Source organism: Leisingera sp. G5_S3_59_S7, from assembly GCF_054968485.1.
In genome coordinates this window covers 1-18,537 of record NZ_JBQKUH010000042.1, presented here as the reverse complement: position 1 = coordinate 18,537, position 18,537 = coordinate 1, and the positions used below count along the sequence as shown (strand labels likewise).

Below are 18,537 nucleotides of genomic sequence, written 5' to 3'. Positions count from 1 at the left end.
ATGACCCAGACCTCGCCGATTCTCGCCCTGCCCTATCTGATGCCCTCCCAGGCGCAGAAACATGTGACCCACAACGAGGCGCTGCAGCTTTTGGATGCGCTGGTGCAGCTCAGCGTCGAAGGGTTCGATGCCGCCACCCCGCCCGCCAGCCCGGCCCCGGGCGAGACCCATGCGCTGGGGGCGGCGCCGCAGGCGGCCTGGGCCGGCCATGCCGGCGGGATCGCGGTCTGGCAGGGCGAGGGCTGGCTGTTCCTCGCCCCCCGGCCCGGCTGGCGCGCCTGGAGCCTGGCGGATGCGGAGCTGCGGGTGTGGGACGGCAGCGCCTGGGTGCTACCGCCTGCCGCAACCCAGAACCTGGCCCGGATCGGGGTGGGCACCGCGGCGGATGCCGCCAACCCGCTGTCGGTGTCCGGCCCGGCAACGCTGCTGACCCATGCCGGCAGCGGCCACCAGCTCAAGGTGAACAAGGCGGCCGGCAGCGACACCGCCTCCGTGCTGTTCCAGTCGGGCTGGAGCGGCCGGGCCGAGATGGGGCTGGCGGGCAATGACGATTTCTCGGTGAAACTCTCCGCCGATGGCAGCAGCTGGAGCACCGCGCTGGCGCTGCAGGCAAACGGGCGCGCAGGATTCGGCACCGCCAGCCCGGCGGCGCATCTGGAGATCCTGGGCGGCAGCGACGACTACCTGCTGGCAGGCGATGGCAGCACCGGCTTCCGGCTTGGCGCGGACGGCAACGGCAGCTGCTCCGGCGCCTGGTCCGGCGGCGGCGCCGATTACGCGGAATGGTTCGAATGGGCCGACGGCAACCCGGACGCCGAGGACCGCCGCGGGCTGTCGGTGGTGCTGGAAGGCGCCAAAATCCGCCCGGCGCAGCCCGGAGAGGTGCCCATCGGCGTGATCAGCAGCAATCCGGCGGTGATCGGCGACGGCGATCTGGGCGAATGGAAGCACCGCTGGCGGCGCGACGCCTATGGCGGCCTGCTGCGCGATGCGGCAGGCCAGCGGCAGGAAAACCCTGCCTATGACCCGTCACAGCCTTACGTGCCGCGGTCAGAGCGCCCGGAATGGGCGCTGGCGGGTCTTCTGGGCAAGCTCCGGCTGCGCCACGGCCAGCCCGCAGCGCCGGGCTGGATCCGGATGCGGCAGATCTCTGCGGAGGTGGAGGAATGGCTGGTCCGGTGAGGGCGGCGGGCGAGGCCTTGCCCTTTGGCGCCCTGGCCGCGGGGCGCGCGACTGCAATCGCGGCCCGTTTTGCGGCAGCCCGGGTTACGCCAGCCCGACCACGTCGATCAGCTTCAGCCCTTCCGGCAGTTTGTCCTTGAGGCCCGCAAAGGCAGAGTGCTTGACCAGCACGCAGGCCACATCGGCCGCGGCCAGCGCCTGTTCCAGATCCGCAAGCACGATGCCGCCTTCGCCCAGCCGGGCGGGCAGCGCCTCGATATGCGGCTCTACTGCCAGCACCTGGCAGCCCAGTTTGCTGAGCTCCGCGGTGATCCCCAGAGCGGGGCTTTCACGCAGGTCGTCAATGTCCGGTTTGAACGCCAGGCCCAGGCAGGCAACCTTGATATCCCCCATGGACCGGGACGGCTCTGCGGCCAGCACATCCATGACCGCATCGCGCACCTTCTGCAGCACCCATTTGGGCTTGCCGTCATTGCCGTCGCGGGCGGCACGGATCAGCTTGGCCTCTTCCGGGGCGGAGGCGACGATGAACCAGGGGTCCACAGCGATGCAATGGCCGCCGACACCGGCGCCCGGCTGCAGGATATTGACGCGGGGGTGGCGGTTGGCCAGCGAAATCAGCTCCCAGACGTCGATGCCGAACTTGTCGCAGATCACCGACAGTTCATTGGCAAAGGCGATCTGCACATCGCGCGAGCTGTTCTCGGTCAGCTTGCACATCTCGGCGGTCTTGGCGTCGGTGACGATGCAGTCGCCCTGCACAACCTTCTTGTACATCGCGATCGCCATCTCGCTGGCGCGTTCGGTCATGCCGCCGATGATGCGGTCATTCTCCACCAGTTCGCGCACCACATGGCCGGGCAGCACCCGCTCGGGGCAATGCGCCACCTGCACGTCAGCGTCATTGCCGGCATCCTGCGGGAAGCTCAGATCCTGCCGCGCCTCGGCCAGCCAGGCCGCCATCTGCTCGGTGGCACCAATCGGCGAGGTGCTTTCCAGCACCACCAGATCGCCCGCCTTCAGCACCGGGGCAATCATATTGGCCGCCGACTGGATGTAGCTCAGGTCCGGCTCATAGCCTTCCCGGAACGGCGTGGGCACGGCAATGACAAACGCCTCTGCCGGCTCTGCCTCGAGGGTTGCGCGCAGACTGCCATCGGTGACCGCCTTGTGAACGATCCCGTCCAGCTCCGGCTCAACGATGTGGATTTTGCCTGCATTGATCGTCTCAACCACCTTGGGGGAGACATCGACACCGATGACTTCGACCCCCCGGGCAGCAAACAGGGCGGCAGTCGGCAGGCCGATATAGCCCAAACCAATCATCGAGATACGATCAAACATCTTGTCCTCATTATCCAGGTATTTGAAATTCTGCTCAGTCGCGGGTCAGCGCCGCGGCAATCCGCTCGGACGCTTTGCCGTCGCCATAGGGGTTCAGGGCGCGGGCCATCCCGTCATAGGCCTGCGGATCGTTCAGCAGCCGCAGCGCTTCGCTGCGGATCTTCTCCGGATCGGTGCCGACCAGGCGCACGGTGCCCGCCTCGACCGCTTCCGGGCGTTCGGTGGTGTCGCGCATGACCAGGACCGGCTTGCCGAGGCTCGGCGCCTCCTCCTGCACACCGCCGGAGTCGGTGATCAGGAAATGCGACCGCTGCATCAGCCAGACAAACGGCAGGTAGTCCTGCGGCTCGATCAGATGCACCGCCGTGGCATCCCCCAGGATCCGCTTCACCGGCTCCTGCACGTTGGGGTTCAGATGCACCGGGTAGACGATCTGCACATCGCTTTCTTCGCTGATCCCGCGCAGCGCCTGGCAGATGTTCTCGAACCCCTGGCCGAAGTTTTCCCGCCGGTGGCCGGTCACCAGGATCATCCGCTTGCCCTCTTCCAGGAAGGAGAAGCGGGCCTGCATCTCTTCATTCAGCGCCGTATCACTGCCGAACCGGGCCACCACCTGCTGCAGCGCGTCAATCACCGTGTTGCCGGTGACGATGATGTTTCCGTCCGCCACATTCTCGGCCAGCAGGCTCTGGCGGGCGGTTTCGGTGGGGGCGAAATGCAGGTCCGCCATCCGGCCCACCAGCATGCGGTTCATCTCTTCCGGCCAGGGCGCATAGATGTTTCCGGTGCGCAGCCCGGCTTCGACATGGCCCACGCTCACCTGCGCGTAAAAGGCCGCCATCGCCGCCGCCATTGTGGTGGTGGTATCGCCGTGCACCAGCAGCCGGTCGTAATGGTGTTCCTTTAAAACATCACGCAACGCCAAAATGATCCTAGAGGTGATATCGGTCAGATCCTGGCCCGGCTTCATCACGTTCAGGTCGAATCGCGGCGTGATGCCAAAAAGCTGCAAGACCTGATCCAGCATCTCACGGTGCTGTGCGGTCACGCACACGTCCACCTGAAGCCCCTCGGTTGCCTGCAGTTTTTTGACGACAGGCGCCATCTTGATGGCCTCCGGACGGGTGCCAAACACCATAAGAATTTTCAACTTCAGACCCTCTTTGAGACGCGCTGGAAACGCGGTTCTCTTAGCAACTCTGGCTTGAATTACAACCTGTCACTTTTTCAGCGGGGTTTTGCGCAAAAGCAAGCCGGGCGGATTGCAGACAGCTTGCCCTGCCGCTAGGAGAAAGCCGGAACAATCCGGCCCAGAACCGGGCTGCAGGCCAGCAGATAAAGAGGATCAGCAGCGATGACAAGACAGTATTTCGGGACCGACGGCATTCGTGGCCGGGCCAACACAGGCCCCATGACCGCCCCCTTCATGGTCCAGCTCGCTGCCGCCGTCGGCCAGTATTTCAACGCCACCTCGCAGACCCGGCGCGTGGTGATCGGCAAGGACACCCGGCGCTCCTGCTACATGCTGGAAAACGCCCTCACGGCCGGCTTCACCGCGGCCGGCATGGACGTCTTTGCACTGGGGCCGCTGCCGACCCCGGCGGTGGGCCTGCTGACCCGCTCGATGCGCGCCGATCTGGGCGTGATGATCTCGGCCAGCCACAACCCGCATCATGACAACGGCATCAAGTTCTTCGGCCCCGACGGCTTCAAGCTGTCGGACACCGCCGAGCAGGAGATCGAGGCCATCCTGGCCGCCGGCACCAGTGCCACGGACACGGACCATCTCGGCCGGGTCACCCGGCTGAACGACTCCGCCGCACGCTACGTCGAATATGCCAAGACCACGCTTTCGGGCCGGACCCGGCTGGACGGGCTGAAAATCGTGATCGATTGCGCCAATGGCGCTGCCTACAAGGCCGCCCCGGAAGTGCTCTGGGAACTGGGCGCAGAGGTCATCCCGGTCGGCGTGGCGCCCAACGGCTACAATATCAACGACGGCTGCGGCTCGACCAGCCCCGGGCTGGCAGCAAAGACGGTGCTGGAAACCGGCGCCGACCTGGCGATCTGCCTGGACGGGGACGCCGACCGCATCATCATGCTGGACGAAACCGGCACGGTGGTGGACGGCGACCAGATCATGGCGCTGCTGGCCTCCCATTGGGCGCGCCAGGGCCGGCTCAACCGCAACACCCTTGTTGCCACGGTGATGTCGAACCTCGGCCTGGAGACCTATCTGGCGGATCAGGGCATCACCCTGCGCCGCACCGCGGTGGGCGACCGCTATGTGGTTGAGGAAATGCGCCAGGGCGGCTTCAACATGGGCGGCGAGCAATCCGGCCACATCGTGATCACCGACAACACCACCACCGGCGACGGCCTGCTGGCCGGGCTGCAGGTGCTGGCGCTGCTGAAGGAAACCGGCGAGAAGGCCAGCCGCCTGACCCGCCAGTTCACACCAGTGCCGCAGCTGCTGCAGAACGTCCGTTACAAACCGGGGCAGAACCCGCTGGACCAGGCCGCCGTGCAGGAGGCCATCCGCCGCGGCGAGGCCGACCTGAACGGCAGCGGCCGCCTGCTGATCCGCAAGTCCGGCACCGAGCCGCTGATCCGGGTGATGGGCGAGAGCCCGGACGAGGCGCTGCTGCAGGCCGTGGTGGCCAATGTGGCGCAGACGGTTGCGGAAGCCGGGTGAGCCGCAGCCCGGAAGATTTCCGGTCCGGCTTGCTGGCGGCCGCAGAGGTTCTGCGGGCCCGCGGCCGGCCTGCATCTGAGCGCCAGCTGCGGCGGCGGGCTCTCCGGTCCGCAGATGATGCGGGCGGCTTGTGGCGCCTTCTGCGCCAAACCCAGGACGCGGGCGATACCGGCACCGCGCTTGCCCTCTACCGGGATCTCATCGCGGTGCTGGCACCGCAGCGCGGGGCAGCCGCTGCCGAAGCGCTCAGCTCGCTGGCGCAAGAGCCTGTGGCCGCCCTGCACATGGCCGAAACCCTTCCCGCCCCGCCCCCGGAGCCGCTGAAGCCCATTCCCGGACGGGCCGCCTACCTGCTGAACTATGCCCTGCCGCAAGTGGCAAACGGCTACACCCTGCGCGGCCAGGCCATAGCTGCCGCCCTGAAAAACCACGGGGTGGACCTGATCTGCCTGACCCGGCCCGGCTTTCCCCTCGACCGCTCCCCGCCGCAGGCGTTCCGCCCCGCAGACCAGGTGGCAGGTGTCGAATACCTGCATGAGGCCCTGCCGGTCCTGGAAGGGTTTTCCGGGTTCTCCGCCTATCTGCCCGCCGCCGCCCGCGCCCTGGAGGCCCGCCTGCGCGCGCTGCGCCCTCAGACCGTCATCGCGGCCTCGAATTTTCAGACCGCCCTGCCCGGGCTGCTTGCCGCCCGCCGCCTGGGCCTGCCGTTCTGCTACGAAGTGCGCGGCTTCTGGGAGCTCACCCAGCTTTCAGCGGATCCCGGCATCGAGCCCACACTCTTCTACCAGCTGCAATATGCGCTGGAGTGCTGCACGGCGGCCCAGGCAGACCATGTGTTCGCCTTGGCCGCCCCGATGCGGGAGGAGCTGATCCGGCGCGGTGTGCCTGCGGATAAGATCACCCTGGCGCCCAATGGCTGCGATACCGCGAAATTCATTCCGCAGCCCCGCAATGCAGCGCTGGCAGCACGCTACGCAATCCCGGAAGGCGTGCCGGTGCTCGGCTACATTGGCAGCTTCGTGCAATATGAAGGGCTGGACGATCTTATCCGCGCCTGCAGCCTGCTGCGGCAGCGCGGCCTGGAGTTCCGGCTGCTGCTGGCGGGCAGCGGGCCGACTGAACAGGGCATCCGGCAAGCCGCCTCGGAAGCCGGGCTGGATGGCTGGCTCATCATGCCCGGCCGCATCCCGCATGAGGAAGCCGCGGCGCATTACTCCCTGATCGACATCACCCCTTTCCCGCGCAAGCCTCAGCCTGTCACCGAACTGGTGCCGCCGCTGAAACCGCTGGAAGCGATGGCCATGGAAAAGGCGGTTGCGGTCTCCTCCGTGCGGCCGCTTGCAGAGATGGTGGCGGATGGCGAAACCGGCGTGACTTTCGAGAAGGGCGATGCCGAAGACCTGGCCCGCACCCTGGCGCAGCTGATCGCCGACCCGGCGCTGCGCGCGCGCCTGGGCAAGGCGGGACGCAAATGGGTGGCCCGGGAGCGCAGCTGGAGCCAGGCAGCAATGGAGATTGCCCGCACCATCGGCAGCCCTGTTTCAAAGCCAGGAATGCGATGACGCATCTTTACCCCCAACCTGTTTACGGCCTGCGCTGCGGGCGGTATCACAACCAAGCCTTTGCCAAACCGGACAAGGGTCATTTTCATTGGCTCAGTTTGGGTGCCTCATATCATGCACGTTGACGAGACCCGCAGCGGCCTGATCCAGGCGGCACGGGAACTGGAACGCTTAGGGCGGCAGAACTCTGCGATAGCGCTGCTGCAGTCTGCGGCCCGGGACGGCAACGACACAGCCCTTTTATGCGCATTGCAAAAAACCGCAGAACGCGGACAGAACCGGCAGGCGGCCCAAACCGCCCTGCAGCAGCTGGAACAAACCCTTGGCCCGCACAGCCCTGACCTGGTCCGTATCCGCAACAGCCGCCATGTCTTCGTGGAGTCGGGCTGGAACACGGGCACGCCGCGGATCGCAGGCATCATGGATGAGTTCACGGCCGCCAGCTTTGCCCCGGAGTGCGTGTACCTTCCCCTTGAGCCTGAACGCTGCATCACCCAGCTGGCGCATTTCCGGCCGGCATTCGTATTTGTGGAATCGGCCTGGCATGGCAGCGGCGGCGCCTGGAACCGTATGGTCAGCACACCTGCTCCGCAGCTGATTGGGATGCTGGAATGGTGCAGGCAAAACGGCATCCCCTCTATTTTCTGGAACAAGGAAGACCCGGTCCATTTCCACACCTTCCTGGATGCTGCGCGCCTATGCGACTTTGTCTTCACGACCGACATGGACTGCATCCCGTCCTACAAGGACGCCTTGGGCCACGCGCAGGTCTACTTCCTGCCTTTTGCGGCCCAGCCCCAAGTGCACAATCCGATCGCCACGCTGCCGCGCAAAGACGCCTTCAACTTTGCCGGCTCCTATTATCTGCGCTACCCCGAACGCCAGCGCGATCTTGCTGCCATGATCGAAACGGCCCGCGCCTTGCGGCCGGTCGAGATCTACGACCGGCACCACGGCCAGGATCATCCGCACTACAAGTTCCCGGACAAATACCAGCCGATGATCCTGGGCGCGCTGCCGTTTTCTGAGATCGGCAAGGCCTATAAGGGCTACCGCTACGGCATCAACATAAATACCATCAAACAGTCGCAGACCATGTTTGCCCGCAGGGTCTATGAGCTGATGGCCTCAAACACCGTGGTGGCCAGCAATTTCTCCCGCGGAATGCGGATGCTGTTCGGCGATCTGGCAATCTGTTCGGATCAGCCCGCCAGGCTGTCCGGCGCCTTTGAAGCGCTCACCGCAGAGGACACAAGATACCGCAAGTTCCGGCTGCTGGGGCTGCGCAAAGTCCTGCAGGAGCACAGCTATGCCGCGCGCCTGGGCTACATCCTCTCCAAGGTCACCGGCCAGCCCTTCGCGCCCAGCCTGCCAGCCGCCGCTCTGATTGCCTCTGCTGCCACCGCAGAGGAGGCCCGCAGGCTGACCGCTGCCTTCCAGGCCCAGGCCCACCCCCGCAAGCACCTGTTCCTGCTCGCTGCGGAAGCTGGCGCCCCCGGCAGCGGCGGCGATGTCTCGGTGTTCAGCCACGCCGAAAGCCTGCTGGCGGCGTTTGACAAGCGGCGCCGCGAATTTGCTTTTGCAGGCTGCCTGGACCCGGCGGATTTCTACGGCGAACACTACCTGACCGACCTGCTGCTCGCGCCCCGCTACAGCGATGCAGACGGGGTCTCTAAGGGCTGCCATTTTCAGGCCACGGGCCATGGCGCCGCCCTGCAGCGCGAAGACCTGCGCTACCGCCACAGCTGCTCCATGCGGCTTGCCGCGGGCCTGGTGCGCACCCGGCATCTGACCGGCAGCCTGCTGGCAGACTGCCTCCGCGACCCGGCCTCGGCCGCCGCCAAAGATCTGCGCACCCTCGCCATTGACGAATTCAACTACTGCCGCAACGGCGCCGAAGATCCCGCAGCACAGGCCCTGGCCCGCGATATGGAGCTGCCCTGCCAGGGCGCCCCGCTGGCCCGCTTCTACGGCATCGCGGAAGACTTGCCCGCCGCCAAACCGCGCCCGCGCCCGCAGGCCCTGCCCGCCCTGGCCGCGGCAGAGATCTTCTCCGGCGCTATCCTGCCCGAGGGCAGGCCTCTGGCCAAGCGCCTGGAGGACGGGCAGCTCGTGATCACCTCCCAGGATGAGGGCGGCGGACCCGCGGATGTCTGGATGACGCGCAAGTATCCGCGCGACGCGCTCAACCTCGAGAGCAACAGCTGGTTCAGCTTCGGCCTCACGCACAGCCTGCAGCAGGGCCAGCTGATCTGCGAATATTATGACAGCGGCGGCCGGAAAATCAGCCATTCAATGTTCGCCAAGGGCGGGCGCCATGCCCTGGCGCTGCCGGAGCACTGCACCCAGATCCGCTTCGGCCTGAGGCTGCGCGGCCCTGGAAAGCTGGCGCTTTCGGACCTGGTCTTCGGTGATCAGGCCGTCTTTCCACCGGTGATGGCCGGCCGCTCCGGGACCCTGGTTCTGACCAAGCAGTACCCCTCCTGCGATGACCTCTACAAATACGGTTTCCTGCACAGCCGCATCCGGGGCTACCGCCGGCAGGGGCTGGATGCTGACGTCTTCCGCCTCAACCCCGGCAGCGCGCAACCCTATGATGAATTTGAAAATATCGACGTCGCCACCGGAGACGCCGCGCTGCTGGACGCAACCCTGCGCAGCGGCCGCTGCAAACATGTCCTGGTGCATCTTCTGGACCCGGCCATGTGGGAGGTGCTGAAGAAGCATCTGCACAGGATCCGGGTCACCATCTGGATCCATGGCGCCGAGATCCAGCATTGGCAACGGCGGGCGTTTGAATTCCCGCGCATGTCTGCCGCTCAGATTGAGCAGAAGAAACAGCGGACCGGTGCATACCTCAAGCTTTGGCAGGAGGTCTTCTCCAGCCCTGAGGCAAACCTGCATCTTGTTTTTGTCTCCCGCACCCTGCTGGAAGAAGCCGCCGCAGATGTTGGGCGGCGTCCGCCGGACGGCCGCTATTCGGTCATTCACAACTTCATTGACGGGGAGATTTTCCGCTACTGCCCCAAAGCCCCCGAAGACCGCTTCCGCCTGCTGTCCATCCGGCCCTATGCAGGCCGCAAATACGCAAATGATCTGACCGCGGCGGCAATCACCGCGCTCTCCCAAAGGCCGGGTTTCGAGGCGTTTGACATCACCATCGCCGGCGACGGCCCGGATTTTGAGGAAGAGACCAAAGCGCTGCGGGGCTTGCCCAATGTGACATTGCACCAGGGCTTTCTGACCCATCCGGAAATCGCTGATCTGCACCGCAGGCACGGTGTGTTCATCACCCCGACCCGCTGGGACAGCCAGGGCGTTTCGCGGGATGAAGCAATGGCATCAGGCCTGGTCCCGGTTTCGACCCGGACCTCAGCAGTGCCTGAATTCGTGGATGAATCCTGCGGCATTCTCACCCCGCCCGAAAATGCCTTGGCGCTTGCAGATGCCATCGAAAGGCTGTCGCTGGATCCGGATATGTTCCTGCGCCTGTCCAAAGCCGCTGCAGGCCGCGCGCGTGCGCAATCCGGCTTTCAGCAAACCATCGCCCGCGAAACAGCCCTGATCAGAGCCCTATGACCAGATATCCGCTGCCAACCGCTTTCCTCCCCCATCCAGCTCCTGTAACCACTGCCACACCTGTCTGAGATTTGAGGCACCACGATATGCACAAGATTATTACGGACCTCCCTGCTTCCGCCTCACTCCCGAAGCGGGACGTTCCAGCCGGCCGGAACCGCGCGCCCGCGGACAAAGCACGCAACCGCATGCATTGGGTTGCGTCGCAAGTATCGGGAGAGCGCGTCCTGGATATCGGCACCCGAGAGGGCGCACTCCCGATCTTGCTTGCCCGGGAAGGCTTCCATGCTGTTGGCATCGACCTGGATGCAGAAGCTGTCGCATGTGCAAACAGCGCCCTCAGCGCAGAGCCCGAAACAGTCCGTGAGCGCATTGAGTTCCGCAATGCCGGCCTCTTTCAAAGCGGGCTGGACGCCATTTTCGACACCATTGTTCTGGACGATGTGATCGGACATGTAAGTAATGTGCCCAATTTCCTGCGCCTCGCGTTCACTCACCTCAAGGAAAACGGCCGCGCCATTGTGACCACGCCTTTCGGCAACGGCAACGGCAACGGCAGCAAGCATGATTTTTTCCTGAGCGATATCGGCGAACTGCTGCAGCCTTACGGGCAACTGGCAGCCATGAGCGTTGAAGACGGGTACATCCGGGCAGTCCTGATCAAAGGCAGCGGGGCCGAAGAGCCTGCACCGCTCCCCATCCCGCAGCTTCTTGCCGAAACGGAACACGCCACCCTGAAGGCACAGACAGACCTGCTGGACTGTATCGGCCGTCTGCGGCAGGACCATCAGATCCAGCAGGCGGAGCTGGACGCCGCGCGGCAAGCCGCAGCGCACAGCGAACAGGCGCAAGCGCTGCTGCAGCGTGAACTCGCCACGTGGCAAGCAGAAGCCCAAGCGTCAGGCGAGAAGCTGAGGGGGCTGCAAGCTGAGGTGCGCAGGCTGAACGCCCAGCTTCAGTCGGCCCAGGAAGAGGCCCGGGAAAACCGGGACTCTCTGATCCGGCTGCAAACTGAGGTCAGCACTGGCCAAAACAGCATGGCAGAGGAGCGTGCCGCCCTGAAAGCCGAGCTGCAGGCGGCCACTCTGAAGGAGCAGGCTGCGGCAGAGGCTTGGGAGGCGGAAAAGGAGCGCTATACTGCCAGCCTGGCAGAGGCCGGGCAGCAGAATGCGGCGTTGCTGGCGGAAATTCAGGCCCTCACGGAACAGGCCGCTCGGCTTGCCGAAGAAAATGAGGCTTCGGCTGATCAGCCCGGCCCGCAAACCGCATCAGGAACAGACAGCACTGAATGGCTGAGAGTTCTGGAAACACTGCCCGCGGAAATGGGAGCGGAGGCACAGCCGGCTGCTGAAATCTGCCTGCAGCTTTCCAGCGCAGCGGCAGCTGCCGATCCGGAAGCCGCCTGCCTGCTCAGCTCTATCGCGCACAGATTGATGCCAGGCCCGCGCGCGGACAAGATACACGGCTTCCGCCTGCTGCAGACCGGCTTGCATCAGCAAGCCGCAACCCTGCTCGGTGCTTTGGCGGAAGCCGGCTACCCTGGTGTATCCTCCCGTGAGCAGCGGGAAATCGAGGCGCTCCTTTCCGGCGCTGGAATGCCGGACATGCAACCGCAGCTGCGTGTCGCTGCGATCATGGACGAGTTCACCTATACATCCTATGCGCCGGAATGCGACCTGATGCAGCTTACTCCGGAAAACTGGCAGCAGGAGCTGCAAGATTTCCGCCCGCAAATGCTGTTCATCGAATCCGCCTGGCGCGGAAAAGACGGCAAATGGGGGCCGAAGGTCGGCCATCTCAGCCCAGAGGTGCGGGGCATTGTGGCCTGGTGCAAGGACCGCCGGATCCCGACTGTATTCTGGAACAAGGAGGATCCGGTTCATTTCGAAACCTTCCTGACGACAGCCGCGCAATTCGACATTGTCTGCACCACCGATCTGGACCGCGTTGGATCCTACAAGGCAAAGCTGGGTCACGACCGGGTCTATTTCCTGCCCTTCGCCTGCCAGCCCGCCATCCATAACCCGGTTGAAACCTGGGACCGCCAGGATGCCTTCTGCTTTGCCGGGGCCTACTACGTGCGTTATCCGGACCGGACCCGGGATCTGGAGAACTTCATTGAAGCCCTGCCCGGTTTCCGGCCGCTCGAGATCTATGACCGCAACTTCGGCAAGGATCATCCCGATTACATGTTCCCGGACGCCTACAAGCCATTCATCGTTGGCACGCTGCCGCCAGAGCAGATTGACCGCGCCTACAAAGGATACCGCTTCGGCATCAACCTGAATTCCGTCAAAAACTCGCAAACCATGTTTGCCCGCCGGGTCTATGAGCTGCTCGGTTCAAACACCATCACGGTCTCCAACTATTCCCGCGGTCTGCGGCACATGTTCGGCAGCCTGGTGATCTCCAGCGACAACGGCAATGAAATCCTGGAGCAGCTGCAGAGTGCCGACCTGGACAAGCTGCGCCTGGCGGGGCTGCGCAAGGTTATGAGCGAGCATACATACGGCGCACGGCTGAACTATGTCGCCCGCAAGGCCGGCCTTGCGGAAGATACATACAAGCTGCCCCCGGTCACTGTGCTGGCGCACGCACGGAACGAAAATGAAGCCCTGTCCCTGACAGCCCATTTCCGCCGCCAGGAAGGCGTGGAAGCCGAACTGCTCCTGGTGCTGGACAGCAGCCTCGCCTATCTCGCAGAGGCGCTTGAGGACCGCAGCATCCGGACCCTTCCTGAAGCTCAAGCAGCAAACCTGCTGCTGGAAGACACCGCTGCCGAAGGCGCCTGGGGCGCCTGCATGGCAGCCGGAGACTACTACGGGCCGAATTATCTGCGCGACCTCCTGCTGGCCACGCGCTACACCCAGGCCGCCGTGATCTGCAAGGCCGAGCATTATTCGTTTGCAGACAGCAGTGTATCCCTCAAGGCAAACGGCCAAGCTTACCGGCCGGCCGCTGCAGCAGCTCTGCGCCGCGCCCTGCTGGCCCCCTGCTTTCTGCAAGGGCAAACTCTGGAGCATCTGCTGACAGATTTGCCCAATGCCAGTGTCTCTTCGGAGCAGCTTGAGATCTTTGCCACCGATCCCTGCAACTACTGCGAAAACGGCAGCGGGGCGGACGGCGCCCCCTGTTCCGGCGTTGCTGCCGCCGTGGATGACCTGGAGGATTTGAACCCCGGCTTCCCGCTGGCCGAGCTGGAGCAGCAGGCAGAAACCTGCGCCCCGGCAGTGGACCCCGTCACTCAGGCACCGGAGGTTGCGGCCGCGGCGCTGATGGCAAAGGTCAGCGCCCCGGCGGACGGCAGCGTCACCTGGGAAGAGGAGGCCGGCGGGCTGCTCCTGACCTCGAACCTGCCGGACGGCAAACATATTTACCTCTACCAGCCCGGGGAGCACGCCGTGGCGGACGTGAGCCGGAACGGCCAGCTGCGGCTGCACCTCGAGGCGGACCCGGGGCTGAACCTGCAATGCGCCGCGCTGTTCCTCGACAAGGACAAGCAGCGCCTGGGCCATATTATGGCCCCGATGAACAAGAACACCCGGGCAGACCTGCCGGAGGGCACCGCCTGGGTGCGCTTCGGCCTGCGGATCTATTCGGGCGGCCAGGCCGTGGTCAAGCGCCTGCTCCTGGGCGAGCGCGCGCCGCAGCCGGTTCCGGTCCTCAGCAAGGCCCGCCATTTGGTGCTGACCAACCACTACCCCTCCTGGGAGGACATCTACCGCAACGGCTTCGTGCACAGCCGGGTCAAGGCCTACCGCGAGCAGGGCGAGGCGGTGGACGTCTTCCGCCTGCGCCCCGGCCGGGACCTGGCCTTCCACGAATTCGAGGGCATCGATTGCATGACCGGCAGCCGCCAGCAGCTCAACGCGATGCTGGCGCAGGGCCTTTATGACACGGTGCTGGTGCATTTCCTGGACGAGGACATGTGGCAGGTGCTGGAGCCGCATGTGCGCCGGGGCCTGCGCGTCATCGTTTGGCTGCATGGTTCCGAAGTGCAGCCATGGCACCGGCGTGCGTTCAACTACCAGACCGAAGCCGAACTGGAAGCCGCAAAAGCCGCCAGCGGCAAGCGGCTGGATTTCTGGCGCCGCGTTCTGGACGGTATCCCGCCAAACCTGCACCTGGTGTTCGTGTCGCAATATCTGCGCAACGCCGTGGAGGAGGACCTCCAGCTCCGGCTGCCGGCGGCCAGCGCATCAATCGTCCACAATCCGATCAAAAGCGATCTCTTCAGCTATGGAGGCAAGGACGCCGGGCAGCGCTGCAAGATCCTGTCCATCCGCCCGTTTGCCTCGCGAACCTATGCAAACGACCTGACCGTTCAGGCCATCCTGGCCCTCAAGGACAAGCCTTTCTTTGACGAGCTGGAGTTCCGCCTGGTCGGCCGCGGGCCCTTGTTCGAGGATACCGTGGCCCCCGTCCGGAACTTCAAGAACGTAATCTTGGAGCAGGCTTTCCTGACACAGCCTGAAATTGCCAGGCTCCACAAGGAGTATGGCATCTTCCTGTGCCCGTCCCGCATGGACAGCCAGGGCGTGTCGCGGGACGAGGCGATGGCCTCGGGGCTGGTGCCGGTGACGACGGATGTCGCGGCGATCCCGGAATTCGTGGACGAGCGCTGCGGCTTCCTGGCGCCGCCGGAAGATGCGACCGGTCTCGCCGCCGCGATCGAAACGCTGTATCACGACCCCGCCCGCTTCCAGCAAATGTCTGCCGCGGCAGCAGCCCGCGTGCGCCGCCAGTCCGGCGGGGATCTCATCGTTGACCAAGAACTGCGCCTGTTTGCCGCGCGCCAAGACCAAGAGGAAACACCAGGCCATGATGCCGGACTTGCAGCCCGCTGACGTACCCCCCGCCGTACTACAAGACCCCCAGGAGCTGCCGGAATGCCTTCTGGGCCGGCAGCTCCTGGAGTACCGGCACTACAGCCTGCAGGGCGCAGGCGAGCGCTATTCCCTCGAGATGCTCTCGGGGGATGGCGATATCACCCTGGAGAGCGCCCATGCCACCGCCGGCTATTCCGGCGGACTCGGCAGCTACCAGCTGCGGCTGAAACTGCCGGAGGCGGCCCTGGCCAATGGCATCGGCGCCCGGATCCGGCTGCGCGGCTGGCAGCAGATCAGCTACATCGCCATCGGCTACACCGGGGCCGGCGGCTTCGAGCACGTCAAGGCCGGCAACCCGGCGCAGGATCACTGGTTCGATTTTTCTGCCGGCCATGGCGATCTCGCCTGGGGCTGGCGGCACGGCTGGGATCATCCGGATGACGCTCAGGCCCCCGACATCCGGCTCTACATCAAGGGCACGCCGGGCGAAGCCGCGCATCTGGATGTCGCGGATATGCTGCTCTGGCGGGAAGCGCCGCTCGACGGGGAGGCGCTGGCCGGCCAGAACCTGCCCCTGCCGCCGCGGGTCCTGCACGCCATCCGCGCCTACGAACTCAAATGCTTCCGCAACTACCAGAGCCAGGCCCGTGCTTTCATGGAAGACGGCAAATGCCCGCTTTACGGGGATGTGCTGCTGGACTGGCCCGCGGACGCGGTGCTGCCGCCCGCCCTGCCGGAGACCGGCACCTACCAGTTTTCCTGGCACGCCCTGCACCCGGCAGTGATGCTGATGCTCCATGCCCATGACACCGGCGAGACCGGCCCGCTGTTTGCCGCCCGCGACTTGGTCATGAGCTGGCTGGAGCGCAGCTATGACACCCCGGACGCCAATCTGAAATATGCCTGGTACGATCATGGCACTGCGGAGCGCTGCCTGGCCATGATCCAGCTTTATGGCCTCGGCCAGGCGCATGGCTTCGACGCGCGCTGCCAGGACCGGCTGCGGCGCGCGATCTTCCGCCATGCCCAGCTGCTGGCCTCAGAGGTCTTCTATGCGGGCCACCAGCCGACGCGCTATCACAACCACGCCTGGTTCCAGGACCTGGTGCTGCTGGCAACCGCCCTGGCCTTTCCCCGCTGGCCCTGTGCTGCGCTCTGGACCAGGACCGCGATCACCCGCCTGGAAGATCAGTTCGAGAAACTGATCGTGCGGGACGGAGGGTATTCCGTCTTTGTCGAAAACTCGATCGGCTATCACCACGGGGTGCAGCGGCTGATTGAATTTGCCGGCAACCTCGCCACCCTCAGCGGCCATCCCACGGAAATTCCCGCAGTAGCGGCGGAATTGCAGAAATTCTCGGATTTCTTCCGCTACCCCGACAGCCGCCGCACCCTCAGCCAGGGCGACACCTTCCGCCTGCCAAACCAGGACGGGGTCAACCCGCGCGGCCAGATCCCCTATGGCAAACCTGCCTTCACGGTGCTGCCAAGGGCCGGCTATGCCATCTGGCAGGGCAACCACCAGGACCGTCCCTTCATGCTGACGATGCTGGCAACCTCGCTGTCACGCACTCACAAGCACGAAGACAACCTGGCGGTCTCGCTCTATTTCGACGGGGTGGAATGGCTGATCGACAACAGCTTCTATTCGCATGAATACACCCAGCCCCTGCCCGCCTACCTGCGCTCGGCAGCGGCCCACAACTGCGTCTGCCTGCCCGGTCAGGCCTATTCGATCGACCCTGGCCTGGCGCATTTGGACGGCCGCAGCGAAGACGGCATCTGCACGGCCGAAGGCGCGCATGAGGCTTACGCGGGGCTGACCCTGGCGCGGAGCGTGAGCGGCCCGCTGACGCAGCTGGACTTCACCGGGGAAGACGGGATTTCGCAACCGCAGGAGACCGCGCAGCTGCGCTTCCACTGCGGCGAGCATGTCACGGCCCGGCTGGAAGACGGCAAGGCGGTGCTGACGCATCCCGGCTCGGCGTTTTCGCTGATCATCGACTTCGGGGACCTGCCTGCGCGCATCGCCCGCGGCGAGCAGGACAGCACTCCGATGGCCGGCCTGGTCGGGCATCATTTCATGACCCACGCCGAAACCGATACGCTGATCGTGGATCTGGGCAGCCAGGAGACCGCCCGCTGGCGGATCAGCGCGGTTGAAAACTAGTGTGACATCCGGCAGGGCCGTTTTACGGCCCTGCTGCTAAAGTGACGTCAGTTTGCCGCCCCCGGCCGTCGAACCGTTACCGTCCAGGCCGTGGTCATCGGAGAGGGATACAGAACGATATTGTCGGATCGCGCAAAGAATGCCCCGTTGCTGTCAGCTTTGCGTGAGCTGACGCCATTCATGAAATTGCTCTTGGTGCCGCGCCGGTTGGGCAGGGCCACATGCCGTTCGACCTGGCCGTCAAGGAAATCCACCACCGTAAGCGTCGCAGCGCCTTGCATGAGTTTCGCCTCCGAAACCGCAAGCGCGTAGCGGTCGTCCAGTTGGATGAAGTTGCGAATTTCGTTGAAACCGCAATGCCCTGCCGCGAGCTGAACGCTGCCAAGCCGGTCCTTGCGCATGATGCACAGCTTGGCCCCGGCCCCCTTGAAGGTGTCATCGGTGGCCCACACCAGCGTGTCCGCGGTCTGAACCATGCCGGTAAACCGGTAGACCTTGTTCTGCAGCCGCTCCGGGATATCGTCTTTGCCAGCGCCTTCCAAGCGCTGCAGGGGTACTTCCTGCCAGGTCTCGCCGTCATCTTCCGACACCCAGAACCGGGACTGGTCTTCCGTATCGCCGGAGCCCAGATACCAGCGGCCCGGTCTGCTGGTGCATTTCTGCACAAGATGGAAATGCCGGATGCGGCCCTTTTTAGGGTCTTCCGGATGCCCGGTTTCGCTGAAACATTTTGCCCAGCTGCGGCCGCCATCCACCGAGCGCCAAACGTTCACGGTCTCCGCGCAATAGGGATATTCGCACCAGATGAGAGTGCCGGTCTGCGGGCATTGGTCGATACTCCAGGAACCATGCCAAGAGTATGCACCCGCCGGAGCCTCAGCCAGTTTCTGCCAGTCCGCACTGAAGAGATGCACCATGCCGGTCTTCTCTTGCAGCAGGTGCTGCCCGGCGGCAGTGGTGAAACACTTCTGCGCGTGCAGCCCGGTGCCGAACGTTTCCCACGACCCGCCGCCATCCCGGCTCTCCAAAACAACCCCGTCTTGTGAAGCCAAGACCACTTGCGCCCCTGTCTCAGTGTCTAAAAAATTCTCGAGAAACATGGAGTTTGTTTTCAAAGGCAGGCGCCTGGCTTCGATTACGACATGGCCGCCAGTCTCCAACGGCTCTCTGCAGCTC

General features: G+C 64.7%; 9 protein-coding genes. 6 read left to right on the top strand and 3 right to left on the bottom strand.

Going from position 1 to position 18,537, the window contains the following annotated elements; translation table 11 throughout:
• Positions 1-1,182, top strand: a complete 1,182-nt coding sequence (locus ACTRWG_RS16645; protein ID WP_462829633.1) for a DUF2793 domain-containing protein — start codon at positions 1-3, stop codon at positions 1,180-1,182.
• 84 nt (positions 1,183-1,266) lie between these two features.
• Here the strand turns inward: ACTRWG_RS16645 and wecC are convergent, their stop codons facing one another.
• Together wecC and wecB are read right to left on the bottom strand one after the other, a co-directional pair.
• Entirely contained in the window at positions 1,267-2,526 is a 1,260-nt protein-coding gene (gene wecC / locus ACTRWG_RS16640) for a UDP-N-acetyl-D-mannosamine dehydrogenase (protein WP_462829632.1), read from the bottom strand.
• A 34-nt stretch (positions 2,527-2,560) separates the two neighbouring features.
• Positions 2,561-3,676 (bottom strand): non-hydrolyzing UDP-N-acetylglucosamine 2-epimerase, encoded by a 1,116-nt coding sequence (wecB, locus tag ACTRWG_RS16635; protein WP_462829631.1) that lies wholly within the window; start codon positions 3,674-3,676, stop codon positions 2,561-2,563.
• Between the two features lie 204 nt (positions 3,677-3,880).
• On the opposite strand from wecB, the gene glmM reads away from it, so the two are divergent.
• From glmM to ACTRWG_RS16610, 5 genes are all read left to right on the top strand, one after another.
• Complete coding sequence (glmM, locus tag ACTRWG_RS16630) at positions 3,881-5,221, top strand: phosphoglucosamine mutase (protein WP_462829630.1); 1,341 nt, start codon at positions 3,881-3,883, stop codon at positions 5,219-5,221.
• A 128-nt stretch (positions 5,222-5,349) separates the two neighbouring features.
• On the top strand, positions 5,350-6,783 hold the full coding sequence (locus ACTRWG_RS16625) for a glycosyltransferase family 4 protein (protein ID WP_462829629.1): 1,434 nt from the start codon (positions 5,350-5,352) through the stop codon (positions 6,781-6,783).
• A 114-nt stretch (positions 6,784-6,897) separates the two neighbouring features.
• Positions 6,898-10,362: a glycosyltransferase gene (locus tag ACTRWG_RS16620; RefSeq protein WP_462829628.1), complete on the top strand. Its 3,465-nt coding sequence runs from the start codon at positions 6,898-6,900 to the stop codon at positions 10,360-10,362.
• 86 nt (positions 10,363-10,448) lie between these two features.
• A complete protein-coding gene (locus ACTRWG_RS16615; RefSeq protein WP_462829627.1) occupies positions 10,449-15,209 on the top strand; it encodes a glycosyltransferase in 4,761 nt (1,586 codons plus the stop codon).
• Positions 15,184-17,361 carry a heparinase II/III domain-containing protein gene (locus tag ACTRWG_RS16610; RefSeq protein ID WP_462829626.1) on the top strand — a complete coding sequence of 726 codons (2,178 nt, stop codon included), beginning with the start codon at positions 15,184-15,186 and terminating at the stop codon, positions 17,359-17,361. The genes ACTRWG_RS16615 and ACTRWG_RS16610 overlap by 26 nt, the downstream gene beginning before the upstream one ends.
• A 47-nt stretch (positions 17,362-17,408) precedes the next feature.
• Here ACTRWG_RS16610 and ACTRWG_RS16605 read toward each other — a convergent pair whose 3' ends face one another.
• Positions 17,409-18,413, bottom strand: coding sequence for a beta propeller repeat protein (locus ACTRWG_RS16605; RefSeq protein ID WP_462829625.1), 1,005 nt, complete (start codon positions 18,411-18,413; stop codon positions 17,409-17,411).
• Between the last annotated feature and the right edge of the window lie 124 nt (positions 18,414-18,537).

Coding starts and splice junctions, on each gene's coding strand:
- ACTRWG_RS16620 (WP_462829628.1), top strand. CDS start 6,898: ATGCACGTTGACGAGACCCGCAGCGGCCTGATCCAGGCGGCACGGGAA.
- ACTRWG_RS16645 (WP_462829633.1), top strand. CDS start 1: ATGACCCAGACCTCGCCGATTCTCGCCCTGCCCTATCTGATGCCCTCC.
- glmM (WP_462829630.1), top strand. CDS start 3,881: ATGACAAGACAGTATTTCGGGACCGACGGCATTCGTGGCCGGGCCAAC.
- wecC (WP_462829632.1), bottom strand. CDS start 2,526: ATGTTTGATCGTATCTCGATGATTGGTTTGGGCTATATCGGCCTGCCG.
- ACTRWG_RS16615 (WP_462829627.1), top strand. CDS start 10,449: ATGCACAAGATTATTACGGACCTCCCTGCTTCCGCCTCACTCCCGAAG.
- ACTRWG_RS16610 (WP_462829626.1), top strand. CDS start 15,184: ATGATGCCGGACTTGCAGCCCGCTGACGTACCCCCCGCCGTACTACAA.